Annotated in this window: 13 protein-coding genes; 6 read left to right on the top strand and 7 right to left on the bottom strand. The window is 65.2% G+C overall.

Translation table 11 applies throughout. The features are described from left to right. Positions 1-8 precede the first annotated feature (8 nt). The gene (gene pdxR, locus J2Z17_RS13130) at positions 9-1,346 is read right to left on the bottom strand and encodes a MocR-like pyridoxine biosynthesis transcription factor PdxR (RefSeq protein ID WP_209945672.1); all 1,338 of its coding nucleotides are present in this window, start codon (positions 1,344-1,346) and stop codon (positions 9-11) included. 157 nt (positions 1,347-1,503) lie between these two features. On the opposite strand from pdxR, the gene J2Z17_RS13125 reads away from it, so the two are divergent. Further along, positions 1,504-2,232: a pyridoxamine 5'-phosphate oxidase family protein gene (locus J2Z17_RS13125; RefSeq protein WP_245224081.1), complete on the top strand. Its 729-nt coding sequence runs from the start codon at positions 1,504-1,506 to the stop codon at positions 2,230-2,232. Positions 2,233-2,251: 19 nt separating this feature from the next. Here the strand turns inward: J2Z17_RS13125 and J2Z17_RS13120 are convergent, their stop codons facing one another. Beyond that, entirely contained in the window at positions 2,252-3,151 is a 900-nt protein-coding gene (locus J2Z17_RS13120) for a LysR family transcriptional regulator (protein WP_209945668.1), read from the bottom strand. Positions 3,152-3,260: 109 nt separating this feature from the next. Between J2Z17_RS13120 and J2Z17_RS13115 the strand changes: the two genes are divergently transcribed. From J2Z17_RS13115 to J2Z17_RS13105, 3 genes are all read left to right on the top strand, one after another. Beyond that, on the top strand, positions 3,261-3,446 hold the full coding sequence (locus J2Z17_RS13115; RefSeq protein WP_209945666.1) for a hypothetical protein: 186 nt from the start codon (positions 3,261-3,263) through the stop codon (positions 3,444-3,446). 90 nt (positions 3,447-3,536) lie between these two features. After that, complete coding sequence (locus J2Z17_RS13110) at positions 3,537-3,752, top strand: hypothetical protein (protein WP_209945664.1); 216 nt, start codon at positions 3,537-3,539, stop codon at positions 3,750-3,752. A 204-nt stretch (positions 3,753-3,956) separates the two neighbouring features. Further along, positions 3,957-4,976: a GlxA family transcriptional regulator gene (locus tag J2Z17_RS13105; protein WP_209945662.1), complete on the top strand. Its 1,020-nt coding sequence runs from the start codon at positions 3,957-3,959 to the stop codon at positions 4,974-4,976. A 13-nt stretch (positions 4,977-4,989) separates the two neighbouring features. On the opposite strand, the gene J2Z17_RS13100 is transcribed toward J2Z17_RS13105, so the two are convergent. From J2Z17_RS13100 to J2Z17_RS13090, 3 genes are all read right to left on the bottom strand, one after another. Then, complete coding sequence (locus J2Z17_RS13100) at positions 4,990-5,811, bottom strand: sulfite exporter TauE/SafE family protein (RefSeq protein ID WP_209945660.1); 822 nt, start codon at positions 5,809-5,811, stop codon at positions 4,990-4,992. Positions 5,812-5,978: 167 nt separating this feature from the next. Then, positions 5,979-6,716, bottom strand: a complete 738-nt coding sequence (locus J2Z17_RS13095) for a hypothetical protein (RefSeq protein ID WP_209945658.1) — start codon at positions 6,714-6,716, stop codon at positions 5,979-5,981. A gap of 133 nt (positions 6,717-6,849) precedes the next feature. Beyond that, on the bottom strand, positions 6,850-7,482 hold the full coding sequence (locus tag J2Z17_RS13090) for an NADPH-dependent F420 reductase (protein WP_209945656.1): 633 nt from the start codon (positions 7,480-7,482) through the stop codon (positions 6,850-6,852). Positions 7,483-7,555: 73 nt separating this feature from the next. On the opposite strand from J2Z17_RS13090, the gene J2Z17_RS13085 reads away from it, so the two are divergent. Next, positions 7,556-8,479 carry a LysR family transcriptional regulator gene (locus J2Z17_RS13085; RefSeq protein ID WP_209945654.1) on the top strand — a complete coding sequence of 308 codons (924 nt, stop codon included), beginning with the start codon at positions 7,556-7,558 and terminating at the stop codon, positions 8,477-8,479. A 105-nt stretch (positions 8,480-8,584) separates the two neighbouring features. Here J2Z17_RS13085 and J2Z17_RS13080 read toward each other — a convergent pair whose 3' ends face one another. Then, entirely contained in the window at positions 8,585-10,396 is a 1,812-nt protein-coding gene (locus J2Z17_RS13080) for a methyl-accepting chemotaxis protein (RefSeq protein WP_209945652.1), read from the bottom strand. A gap of 192 nt (positions 10,397-10,588) precedes the next feature. Between J2Z17_RS13080 and J2Z17_RS13075 the strand changes: the two genes are divergently transcribed. Then, entirely contained in the window at positions 10,589-10,972 is a 384-nt protein-coding gene (locus tag J2Z17_RS13075) for an acyl-CoA thioesterase (RefSeq protein ID WP_377300080.1), read from the top strand. Positions 10,973-10,982: 10 nt separating this feature from the next. Here J2Z17_RS13075 and J2Z17_RS13070 read toward each other — a convergent pair whose 3' ends face one another. Beyond that, positions 10,983-12,131, bottom strand: coding sequence for a DUF1501 domain-containing protein (locus J2Z17_RS13070; RefSeq protein ID WP_425342636.1), 1,149 nt, complete (start codon positions 12,129-12,131; stop codon positions 10,983-10,985). Between the last annotated feature and the right edge of the window lie 15 nt (positions 12,132-12,146).

The following is a 12,146-nucleotide window of genomic DNA, read 5'->3' as shown; positions in this document are numbered from 1 at the left end:
CTCTCACCTCAAGGACGGCGGAGGTGGATCGCCCAACGGCTGGCAGCGGCCGCAAGCACGTCGGCCGGAAAGCCGGAAAAGCCGATGACGACGCCGGGCTGCGCCGTCTGGGGCGGGGCGTAGAGCGGCGACAGCGCCCTGACGGCGAAGCCGCTGTCGCTTGCCGCCGCCAGCATCTCGGCTTCGGACGGACCGCCCGGCAGCCGCGCCACCAGATGCAGGCCCTGCTCCGGCACCACCAACGAGAAGCCGTGAGACGCCAGCACCGCGACCAGCGCGTCGCGGGCCGCCCGCACCCGGCGCCTTGCGCGCTTCAGGTGGCCGGCAAAATGCCCGTCGCGCAGAAACTCGGCCAGCGCGCTTTCGAGCAGCGTCGAGGGAAACCGGTCCGACACCCGTCGCATCGCAAGCAGGGGCTCCAGCAACGGCTCCGGCGCCACCAGATAGCCGATCCGGAAACCCGGCATCAGCGTCTTGGAAAAGCTGCCGACATAGATCACCCGCCCTGCCCCGTCGACGCCCTGCAGCGCCGTCAGCGGCGGGCCGGCGAAGCGGAACTCGCTGTCATAGTCGTCTTCGATGACATGGGCCTGATGACGCTCGGCCCAGTCGATCAGCGCCAGCCGCCGCGCCATGGTCAGCGTCACGCCGAGCGGAAACTGGTGCGACGGTGTCACATAGACGGCATTTGGCGGGCTGCCTGCAGCCGCCAGCGCGCCGACATCCAGCCCTTCGGCGTCGACCGGCACCGGTAGGACACGCAGCTGCGCGGCCTCGAACGCCTCGCGTGCCATGCCGTAGCACGGGTCCTCGATCGCAACGGTGTCGCCGGGCGCGGTCAGCGTCCGGATCACCAGGTCGAGCGCCTGCTGCGTGCCGGACGTCAGGATCACCTGATCGGCACGGCAGCGCACGCCGCGCGCGGTGCGCAGATAGGCGGCGATCTCGGTCCTCAGATCGGCCCCGCCGCGCGGATCCTGGTAGAAATAGTGCCGCGCCGTCGGCTGGGTGAGATGCCGGTTCAGCAGCGTGCGGAAGGTACGGATCGTCATCTCGTCGGCTGTGGTGCAGCCGAGCGTGCCCGGCAGCGGCGGCGGCGGCTCGCAGGGCGGCGGTTCGTTCGCCAGCGCGGCTCCGGCCAGCGCCGGCACGTCCGCGGCGACATAGGTGCCGTCCCCGGTCCGCGCCTCGGCATAGCCTTCGGCCACGAGTTGGTCATAGGCCGCGACCACCGCGCCGCGCGAAAGCGTCAGGCGTGCCGAGAGATCCCGCGTCGTCGGCAGCTTCGTTCCGGGCTTCAGACGTCCGGCCTCGATCAGGCGCTTGAGTTCGCCATAGAGGGCCATCCGACGGGGGCCGTCAGCCGGAAGAACGGGGATCAGGGCCGACCAGTCCGGTAGATTGGTTCGAAAAGATTTCGGCAAAATGGACCTCGCGCAGACCAATCGTCCCCGCTATCCCTGCCGCAACACTGCCAGACACGCAAGCCCGAGGATGCAAATCATGGATCAGCCCGTTCCCTCCAGCGCCTATCCCGTCAGCGCCCGCAACAAGGTCAAGCGCCTGCACGAGCGCGGGTTTTACGACCGCGAGACGATTTGGAAGATCCTCGATGCCGCCATGCTCTGCCATGTCTCCTACGTGATCGACGGCCAGCCGTTCTGCACGCCGACCATTCACTGGCGCGAGGGCGACTGGCTCTACTGGCACGGCTCTTCGGCAAGCCGCATGCTGCGGCAGCTGAAGGCCGGCGCGCCGGTCTGCCTGACGGTGTCGCATCTCGACGGCCTCGTGCTGTCGCGCTGCGGCTTCAACCACTCGGCCAACCACCGCTCGGCCATGTGCTTCGGCATCGCCGGGATCGTCGACGATCCCGGGCAGAAGTCGCGTGCCTTCGACGCGCTGATCGAGCGTTTCTATCCCGGCCGCCCGGCGATGATGCGGGCCAATACGGTGCAGGAGGAAAAGGCGACCATGGTGATCGGCATGCAGATCGAAGAGGCCTCGGCCAAGGTCCGCGCCAAGGGTGCCGGCGACAATGACGAGGATCTGGAGACGCCACTCTGGGCCGGGGTTATTCCGGTCGAGACGGTGCTACGCTCGCCCGAGATCAGCCCGCAGGTGCCGGCCGGCACCGCCGTCCCGCCGCATGTGCGGCTCTATGGCGAGGGCCGCAGGCTGGACGACGCGCTGCTGGAAGCCCAGGCGCTTTACGAGGCATCCGCGAAGTGAGGCCAGACTGGCCGCGGCCTCAGGCTGCTGCCAGCGCCGTCAGTTCCGACAGGGCAAACCGCACGCTGTCGGCCACCGCGTCGATCACTTCGCTCTTTGAACTGCCCCGCAGCAGCCGTACCTCGAACGTGCCGAGGTCCGGCAGGCCATGGCGCGAACAGAGGGCCACCATGTCGTCGTTCAGGTAGCTGCGCGGCAGCGGCGCGATGGCCAGATCCGCGGTAACGGCTGCCTGCTGCGCCATCAGATGGGCCGAGAGATAGGCGATCCGGTAGCGCCGCTTCTGCTTTTCGAGCCGCGTCAAGGCGTCCTCGCGCCAGCAGCAGCCGTCTTCCCAGATCGAGATCGGCAGCGGATCGCGCAGATGCGCCGTGCCGCATTTGGCGCCGGCCCAGACCAGCTGTTCGGTCATCACCACCTCGCCCTCCATCGCGGTGACGCCGGGGGCAAAATTGGCAAGCGTCAGGTCCAGCCGCTGCTCGGCCAGCCGCCGGCGCAGATTACTGGAGCTGTCGACGGTCAGATCGACCATGATCGAGGGAAACATCTCGGCGAAACGGCGCAGAATGCCGGGCATCAGCCGCAGCCCGATATCGTCGGTGGCGCCGAGCCTGACGACGCCCTCCATGTCCGGCATGCGGAACCGGCTGACCGCCTCGTTCGACAGCGCCAGCATCCGCCGCGCGTAGGGCAGCAGCGTCTCGCCGCCGGCCGTCAGCCGGACCGACCGGGCGTCGCGCAGGAACAGCGAAGCGCCGAGCTGTTCCTCCAGCCGCTTGATCTGCATCGAGACGGCGGACGGCGTGCGAAACACCTGCTCGGCCGCCATCGAGAAACTGCCACTTTCGGCAATCGCCACAAAGGTCTTCAGCACATCATTGTCGAGGAGCGGCAGGGGCTGTCGGAAGGTCGCGTTCATCAGTTCACCTTCAATAAATATGAACCTAAGCAACATATCATTTCGTTTGATTGAATGTCAAACCGGGCCCATCTTCACCGCATGGACAACCGCAACGGGAGAGTTGGTCATGATGAACGTGATTATCGCCGGACTGCGCCGGATTATCCATGCTGACGCAAACCGGCTGCACACGGTCGTAAAGGCAAAGTCTGAGGCCGGGGCGCAAATCGCACGGTTGCCGAACCATCTGGCAGGCGATCTCAGCAGCCTGCCCCAGGCACCGTGGCTGCCGGACAGTCGCAGTAAACACTGAACACTGAAAACATAAAAGCCAACCCACGGCCGGAGGCACCCGGCCGTTCGATGGGCGGACGGAAACCCAAGGAAAGGAAGGGTTACACCCATGGCATATATCGCGCATCAATCCCGCAAGGCCGGCATCGCGCCGGACCTTCCCGCAGCCGGTCTGGCCGGCACCGTCTGGGCGTTGTGGACCCGGGTCGCCGAATGGCGCCAGCGCCGTCGCACCAACCGTGTGGTCAGTTCGCTGCCGATGGATTTGCAAAAGGATATCGGCTGGCCGGGCGGCTATCAGCGCCGCGACGTCGACGGTCGATGAACGGCTGCAGCCCGCGATAGCTGGCCGGGCCTGAACGATCGCGGCAGTGCCTCGATTTGAGGCGCTGCCGCATTTTTCTGCGAAATCGCGTCGTCCCCGCCCTAATCAGACGCAGTTTTCCATGATAGCGTCGCATTCGGACTACCGAGGCGTCATCTTCCACGCAAGGAATGACGCAACTAAAAGCGGTCATGGGACAATCGCATGAACAAGTTGCCTTCCCCAAAGCGTTCTCTGGTGTTTTTCCTTGTCCCGCATTTCACCTTGCTGCCGTTTTCCGGCGCCATCGAGACCTTGCGGATCGCCAATCGCATGCTCGGCTATACCGCCTATGACTGGCGCATTGCCTCGGTCGACGGCGAAAAGGTCTATTCCTCCAGCGGCATCGGCATCGAGGTCAATTCGTCGCTGGCCGACGAGCGCCGCTATCTGACCGGCGGCAACCGGCCGAACATGGCGATCGTCTGTTCGGGCGTCTATGTCGAGGAATTCAGGAACAAGTCGGTGAATGCCTGGCTGCGCGAGGCCTATAACCGCAATGTCATCATCGGATCGCTCTGTACCGGCGCCCATGTGCTGGCCTCCGCCGGCCTGCTCAACGGCAAGCGCTGCGCCATCCACTGGGAAAACCTGCCGGGCTTTGCCGAGAATTTCCCGCAGGCCGAGGTCTATGCCGATCTCTACGAGATCGACGGCAATCTCTACACCTGCGCCGGCGGCACCGCATCGCTCGACATGATGCTCAACATCATCGGGCAGGATTTCGGCGAGGGTCTCGTCAACCGGGTCTGCGAGCAGCATCTGACCGACCGGGTGCGCAATGCCAATGACCGCCAGCGCCTGCCGCTCAGGGCTCGCCTCGGGGTGCAGAATTCCAAGGTGCTGCAGATCATCGAGCTGATGGAGGCCAATCTCGCCGAGCCGCTGTCGCTGCTGGAGATCGCCGACCATGCCGACCTGTCGCGCCGCCAGATCGAGCGCCTGTTCCGCCAGGAAATGGGCCGCTCCCCTGCCCGCTATTATCTCGAGATCCGTCTCGATCGCGCCCGCCATCTGCTGGTGCAGTCGTCGATGCCGGTCGTCGAGGTGGCGGTTGCCTGCGGCTTCGTCTCGGCCTCGCATTTCTCCAAATGCTACCGCGAACTCTACAACCGCTCGCCGCAGCAGGAACGCGCCGAGCGCAAACTGGTGAAATCGTCGAACCGCAGCGGCGTCGTGGTCTGAACGCGACGCGCGCCTATTCGAACAGGCTCCAGACGAAGCGGATTGCGACGACCACCAGGAAGATGCCGAAGCCGATTTCCAGCTGCTTCTTCGACAGCGCATGCGCCAGCCGGGCGCCGAGCGGTGCCGCGACCATGGTGACCGGAATGATCAGCGCCACCGCGATCCAGTTGATGAAGCCGGTCGAGAACGGTGGCAGGCCCGGCTCGCCCCAGCCGGCGATGATATAGCCGATCAGCCCGGGCAGCGAGATCAGCACGCCGACGCCGGCCGATGTCGCCACCGCCTGGTGGATCGGCCGGCCGTAGGAGGTCATGAAGGAATTGTTCATCACCCCGCCGCCGATCCCCATCAGCCCCGACAGCAGGCCGATCACCGTGCCGACGAGAAACCGCACCGGTTCGCCCGGCAGGTCGGTGCCGAGCTGGAAGCGGTTGCGCAGGAAGATCATCCGGATCGCCAGCAGCAGCGCGATGGCGGCAAAGATGATGCGCAGCTCGGCGCTGGAGGCGCCCGCCGCGACAAGGCTCGCCAGGATGACGCCGAGCGGCACGGCGATCACCCAGCGCTTCAGCAGCTCCATGTCGACCGCCCCGTGCCGGCGATGCGCGGCGAAGGAGCGCAGCGAGGTCGGAATGATGATGGCCAGCGATGTGCCGACCGACAGATGCATGCGCACCGCGTCATCGACGCCGGCCAGCCCGAAGATCTGGTAGAAGACCGGAACCAGAACCGCACCGCCGCCGATGCCGAACAGGCCGGCCAGCAGTCCCGCGACGGCGCCCGCCACGACAAGCAGGCCGGCAAAGAGGGCAAGTTCCGGTGTGAGGGCCATGGGCGTGAATAATCCTCGGGGGGGTGGCGGCGAACAGGCAGGATGCTGCCCGTCTTCATAGCGGGATCTTCGGGAGGAGCAAGCGCTATGCCTTCCACGGCGGTACGCCAGCGAAGCTCGGGAGGATCGCGTCCCGGCCTTGTGACAGGTCACGCCGCCCGCCGGCGTCAGCGCCGCGCGGGCCGCGGATTGGTGCCCGTCACCATCGGATCGGGCATGTCGAAGCCGGCCTCGGGCCGCAGCAGCGCGGGATTGTCGGTGCCGATGCCGCCGACGACGGGCTGCGCACTCTCGCCTTCGGGGATCGCCATCGTGGCCGGCGCGACGCGCGAGATCTGCGGCGCGGATGCCGGGGGCGCGGTCATCGCCGACGACGCGGATCTTACCGGGTTTACCGGTGCGGCTGGCTGACCGATGCCGAGCGCCGCGTCGATGTTCACGCCACCGGGCGGAATGACATATTGCCCCGGCGGTGCGGCGCTTGCCTGCTGCGGTTCCGGTTGCGGCTCCATCGTCTCGGTCTGCATGTCCGGCGCCTCTTCGTCGATCTTCGGCAGGCGCTTCTGCCGGCGCGGGCTGTCATAGCCCGCCAGATTGGGTGTGTTGAGGAAGTCCATGCTTTCGGCGTGCTCGCCGGGCGACGGCGCCGCATAGGCCGTCTGCCGGCCGTCGACACGGCCGATCAACTGGCGATCGGCGTCGGCCATCCGGGTCGAGCGGATGTGGATATGCTTGGCACTGACCTGACCGACCGGCTGTGGCGGCGCAAGTCCGTCGGAGCTGCAGCCCGATAGGATAAGCGATGCACTGCCGGCCAGGGCCAGGCGCCGGTAAGTCCGAAGTGACACCATACACACCCCCTCGTTGATCCTGCCGCCGGCCCGTCCCTCGCCCGGCAGGGTCATTCTACCCTTCAACAGTAAAGCGAACCTTGTCGAGGATGAGGCCTCGTGGCGCGGGCGTCGAACCACGGCGGCTCTCGGCGCGCGCTGGAGGCCGCATGAGGGTCGCGCAAAGATGCTTGCAATCCAGCCACATTCAGTGCGTCACGAATGCAAACGCACTCTGCTGGTCTGCGTTACGTGTATAGACCTGATCGATCCACAGCATTGCCAGCGGCTCCAGCAGGCGGGCCGTCTTCAACCCTCCCCCGTCAATCGGGGCAAAGCCGAGTTCGCGGACAAGCGGGAAGACGAGCTTCTTCGCGTCGTCGAAATCGCTGGCAACGAACATGGCGGGAGGGACGTTGCGGCCGCGTGCATTGGCCATCACCGACGCGCCGACCTGATTCAACGTCTTCACGACTTTCGCCCCCTTTGCGAGATCGGCCACCCGTTCTCCGGCGCTGCTGCTGAAGCCGAAGGCAAGCTCCATGCCGGTCGGTGTGAACTCCAATGGGTTGGTGACATCGATAATAACCCGTCCTTTCAGATCGCCGCACGCCGCCAAAGCGTCGGCCACCCCGTGCCAGTGGACGGCAAGGACAATGACGTCACTTGTCGTCACGGCCTCGGCAACAGAACGAATAGAGATTTTTTCTGAGGCCGGGCGCTCCCCATGTTTCGGGTCGTTGGGATCTCTCACCCCCATTGCAATGGCGTGGTTGCCGCGAGACCATCCGGTGGCCAAAGCTGTTCCGACGTTTCCGGCTCCGATAATGGCAATTTTCATGTCCGAGCTCCTCGGTTGTGCTGTGGACTCGAGACTATTGCCAGTCGTACTTCAATCCTATTGAATAGGATGCATGGCCGATATTCATGATATGAAAATACGGCGGTTGGATTTTGCCTTGCTGCTGGTCTTTCACGAGGTTTATCGGTCGGGGCGAGCGGTATCTGCCGCGGAGCGACTTGGCCTGAGCCAGCCTGCGATCAGCCATGCTCTGGCGCGCTTGCGCGACGCGCTTGGAGATCCGCTCTTCGAGCGCCGGCCGGACGGGCTGCGGCCGACACGATATGCGTCTTCCATAGCGCCCAGGATCAATGCCCTTCTTGCCATGGCAACGGATCTGGTGGGCGGCGATCAGGCCTTCGATCCGCTGACCACGACACGGATCTTCCGGGTGTCAGCGAACGACTTTGCCGGCCCGTTGTTGACAGTCCCGCTGCTGGCGGTGTTCGCGCGCAAGGCACCGCATGCACGGCTGGCCGTCAGTTTTGCGGGAAACGCCGAAGCGGCTTATCGTGCGCTGAGCGCAGACAGTATCGATATCGCCATCGGATTGTTTCCGGACAAACCTGCAAACTGCGTAGCGGAAAGATTGTTCGACGATGATTTTATGATCGTCGCGCGTGCGGGAAACCCGGCCATCGGCGATGCAGTGGATTTGGATCTCTACCTGCAACTTGACCATCTGATCGTGTCTTATGCCGGCGATCTCAAGGGGACCGTCGACGCGGTGCTCGAGCGGATGGATGTGGAGCGCAGCGTCATTGCCTCCACGCCCATGTTCCTTGGCGCGTTTGCGGCGATCGGCGCCAGCGACATGGTCGGAACGATGCCCCGAAGGCTTGCCCTGCGCTACGCAGACAGTTTCGGGTTGAAGACCTACGAGTTGCCGTTCCGGATGGAGACTTTTCCGATTGATATCCTCCGGTACGACCAGGTCCGTCCAGACCCGGGTATCGACTGGCTCATGGCCGAGATCAGGGCACTGCCAGACGCCTGAACATTGCAGGGCCTGTTATCACCTGGTGCCCCTCCTGATCCGACCTCGGACGAGAAAGGGCGACCTCACGGCCGCCCATCCCCGTTATTCCAGACCGTTCTCGCATTACGCCGCGTGGCGGCGCGCCTGCCGGGCCGTGCCGGCCAGTTGCAGCTTGGCCAGCAGGTCGCGCAGGCGCATGGCCTCCTGCGCCAGCGTCTGGCTGGAGGCGGTGGTCTCCTCGACCATCGCCGCGTTCTGCTGCGTCACCTGGTCCATGTTGTTGACCGTGGCGTTGATCTCCTGCAACCCGGTCGACTGTTCCTTCGATGCCGTGGCGATCGAATTGACATGCTCGTTGACCTGGTCGACCAGTTTCTCGATCTCCACCAGCGCCTCGCCCGTCGAACGCACCAGCTTGACGCCGCTGCCCACCTGTTCGGCGGACGCGGTGATCAGCTGCTTGATCTCCTTGGCCGCATTGGCCGAGCGCTGGGCCAGCTCGCGGACCTCTTGGGCGACCACGGCAAAGCCGCGACCGGCTTCGCCGGCACGCGCCGCCTCGACGCCGGCGTTCAGCGCCAGCAGGTTGGTCTGGAAGGCGATCTCGTCGATCACCGAGATGATCTGGTTGATCTGCTGCGACGATTCCTCGATCCGGCCCATGGCGTCGACCGCCTCGCGGACGACTTCGCCGGAACGGCTGGCGCTGGCGCGGGTCTCGCCCACCACGTGGCGGGCTTCGTTGACCCGCTCGGTCGAGGTCCTGACGGTCGCGGTGATCTCGTCGAGGGCTGCGGCGGTCTCTTCCAGCGAGGCCGCCTGCTGTTCGGTACGGCGCGACAGGTTGCCGGTCGCCTCGCTGATGCCGTCGGCATTGACGCTGACCACTTCGCTGGTCTCGGAGATCGCGCCCAGCACGCCGTTCAGCGCATTGACGGCGCCGTTGAAGTCGTGATGGATCTTCTCGTAGTCCGGGCCGAGATCGTCGAGCACCACGGTGAGGTCGCCGTTTGCCAGCCGTTCCAGCGCCGTGCCGAGCTGGCCCATCGCCGCCGACTGGCGGTCGCTGGCACTGCGCAGGCGGTTTTCATTGCTCTGCCGCTCGCCGTCCAGCGCCTTCTGCTGTTCGGCCTCGCGGCCGCGCAGGGCCAGGCGCTCGCGCACCGTTTCGCGCAGGATCGCCAATGCCGCGGCCATGCCGCCGATCTCGTCCTTGCGGTCGGTGTCGATGATGTCGGTCTCGACATTCTCGTTGGCGATCTCGTTCATCGCCGTCTTTAGCCGGTTGACCGGCTTGGTGATCGAGCCGACGATCGCGTAGGCGCAGCCGGCAATCAGGACCATGGCCACGCAGATGAAGATCAGGCTGAGCTTGGCCTTCTGCAGGAACAGCGCTTCCAGATCGTCGGAATAGAGGCCCGTGCCGACGATCCAGCCCCAGGGCTTGAAGCCGATGACGTGTGACTGCTTGGCGACCGGCGCGTCGAAGCCCGGCTTCGGCCAGTAATAGTCGACAAAGCCCTCGCCCTGTGCCTTGACCACATTGACGAACTCGACGAACAGGTGCTTGCCGTTCGGATCCGCCATGTCGGTCAGGTCCTTGCCGATCAGGGCCGGCTTGATCGGATGCATGACCATGCGCGGCGTCATGTCGTTGATCCACAGATAGCCGTCGGGCTTGTAGCGCAGCGCACCGATGATCGCCATGGCCTGCGTCTGCGCCTCCTCGCGCGTCAGCGTGCCGTCCTGTTCGAGCTTGTAGTATTTGTCGAGGATCGACATGGCATTGTCGTCGATCGACGCCAATGTCGCGCGCCGCTCGGTCAGCAGCGAGTCATAAGACATCATCAGACTGGCGCCCAATCCTGCGACCAGGACCACCAGTGCAATGCCGACCAGGCCGTAAAGCCTTGCGGCCAATCGAAAATTCTTCATTTCCCCACCCCTTGTCGTTCAAGTGGGAAAGATAATCTGACTAATAGGTAAAATTCTAACTAATCAACTTGACCGTCACCAATTCGAATGGGGCGTCGCGCCTTGGACATGCCGGCAACTGAGATCGAGGGTGAAAACGCAGGGCCGACAGGATATATCCGGGTCGGATTCGGCGGCAGACAGGAGGCCATGATGACCAGCAATATCCCTCTCGGCGAACTGACCTTGCGCACGCTCGCCATGCCGGGCGACGCCAATGCCGCCGGCGACATCTTCGGCGGCTGGGTCATGGCGCAGATGGACCTTGCTTGCGGCATCCGCGCCGCCGAGCGGGCCGGCGGGCGCGTGGTTACCGCCGGCGTCCAGGAAATGGCGTTTGCCCTGCCGGTCAAGATCGGCGACACGCTGTGCGTCTACACCGATATCAGCCGGGTCGGCCGCACCTCGATCACGCTGGCCGTCGAGGTCTGGGCGCAGCGCTATCTGACCCCGGTGATGGAGAAGGTGACGCAGGCGACCTTCGTCATGGTGGCGCTGGACGCCGACGGCAAGCCGACGCCCGTTATCCCGCTGTAAGCCCCTGCCCTCAGATGAACAGCGCGTGGCCGTCGTCCTGCAGGCCGGGGAATACCGTGCCGGTCATCACGCTGCCGGCCATGCCGAACTGCTGCGACAGCAGGGCGGCCGCCACCGAGCGGATGTCGCCGGTCGGCATCAGGTCGCGGTTGTCGAGCAGCCGGTCCGGCCCGAGCCCCGGCCATTTGCCATAGACCCGACCGCCCTTCACCGCGCCGCCGGCAATCACCGCGCAGCCGCCGGTCCCGTGATCGGTGCCGATATTGGCGTTCTGCCGCGCCGTGCGGCCGAATTCGGTCACCGCCAGCACGGCGGTCTTTGACCAGACCTCCGGCCCCATCTCCGCCTTCAGCGTGGTGATCGCCTCGCACAGCTGCTTGGCCGCCGCGCCGAAGGCGGTCTTCTGCTGCACATGGGTGTCCCAGCCGGTGATCGAGAAACTGGCGATCCGGTAGCGTTCCTTCAGCATTTCCGCGGTCGTGCGGGCCAGATCGGCGGTCTTCGCCGCCGGCGGCTCGCCGTTGCGGGTGAGATCCGTCAGCGTGTCCAGTTTCAGCGCCTCGGTGAGGTCGCGCGAATAGACCGGGTCCGCCTGGTAGAGACGCTTGATGAAATTGACCTCGTCCGGTGTCAGCGACACGTCCGACCGGCTGGACCAGACATCCGCCGCGTTCGGCCCGGACAGGATGATTTCGGGGGCGACGCTGACATCGATCGCCTTGACCGGCTTGGCGGTCAGTGACAGCGTCCGGTTCAGCCAGCCGCCATTGCGCGTGTCGGAGGCGGCCGACCCACCGGATTCCAGGATGTCCTGTCCGTCGAAATGGCTGCGGATGTCACGATAGGGCGTGGAGACCGCGTGGACGAAGCCAAGCTCGCGTCCTTGCCACAACGGGTAGAGTGATTGCGCCGCCGGATTGAGACCGAAATAGCCGTCGAGATCGATCAGGCCGTCGTCGCCGGTGAGCGCGAGGTCCGGCCGCAGCTGCCTCAGGTGCGGATCGCCATGCGGCTGCACCAGATCCAGCCCGTCCATCGCCCCGCGCAGGATGATCGCGGCGAAGCGGTTGTCGCCGGGCATTTCGGCAAAGCTCATCTTGGTCAGAAGCGGCGCGGCGGCCGCGCAGCAGGCGGTACCGAGGAATGCACGTCTGGACATAGAGACAGTCATCGG

Source organism: Heterorhizobium halophytocola (genome assembly GCF_017873095.1).
Lineage (GTDB): Bacteria > Pseudomonadota > Alphaproteobacteria > Rhizobiales > Rhizobiaceae > Allorhizobium > Allorhizobium halophytocola.
This window is presented reverse-complemented; position numbering and strand designations above follow the sequence as displayed.

Coding starts and splice junctions, on each gene's coding strand:
- pdxR (WP_209945672.1), bottom strand. CDS start 1,346: ATGGCCCTCTATGGCGAACTCAAGCGCCTGATCGAGGCCGGACGTCTG.
- J2Z17_RS13085 (WP_209945654.1), top strand. CDS start 7,556: ATGGCCGATATTCATGATATGAAAATACGGCGGTTGGATTTTGCCTTG.
- J2Z17_RS13080 (WP_209945652.1), bottom strand. CDS start 10,396: ATGAAGAATTTTCGATTGGCCGCAAGGCTTTACGGCCTGGTCGGCATT.
- J2Z17_RS13075 (WP_377300080.1), top strand. CDS start 10,589: ATGACCAGCAATATCCCTCTCGGCGAACTGACCTTGCGCACGCTCGCC.
- J2Z17_RS13105 (WP_209945662.1), top strand. CDS start 3,957: ATGAACAAGTTGCCTTCCCCAAAGCGTTCTCTGGTGTTTTTCCTTGTC.
- J2Z17_RS13070 (WP_425342636.1), bottom strand. CDS start 12,131: ATGTCCAGACGTGCATTCCTCGGTACCGCCTGCTGCGCGGCCGCCGCG.
- J2Z17_RS13120 (WP_209945668.1), bottom strand. CDS start 3,151: ATGAACGCGACCTTCCGACAGCCCCTGCCGCTCCTCGACAATGATGTG.
- J2Z17_RS13125 (WP_245224081.1), top strand. CDS start 1,504: ATGGATCAGCCCGTTCCCTCCAGCGCCTATCCCGTCAGCGCCCGCAAC.
- J2Z17_RS13095 (WP_209945658.1), bottom strand. CDS start 6,716: ATGACCCTGCCGGGCGAGGGACGGGCCGGCGGCAGGATCAACGAGGGG.
- J2Z17_RS13110 (WP_209945664.1), top strand. CDS start 3,537: ATGGCATATATCGCGCATCAATCCCGCAAGGCCGGCATCGCGCCGGAC.
- J2Z17_RS13115 (WP_209945666.1), top strand. CDS start 3,261: ATGATGAACGTGATTATCGCCGGACTGCGCCGGATTATCCATGCTGAC.
- J2Z17_RS13100 (WP_209945660.1), bottom strand. CDS start 5,811: ATGGCCCTCACACCGGAACTTGCCCTCTTTGCCGGCCTGCTTGTCGTG.
- J2Z17_RS13090 (WP_209945656.1), bottom strand. CDS start 7,482: ATGAAAATTGCCATTATCGGAGCCGGAAACGTCGGAACAGCTTTGGCC.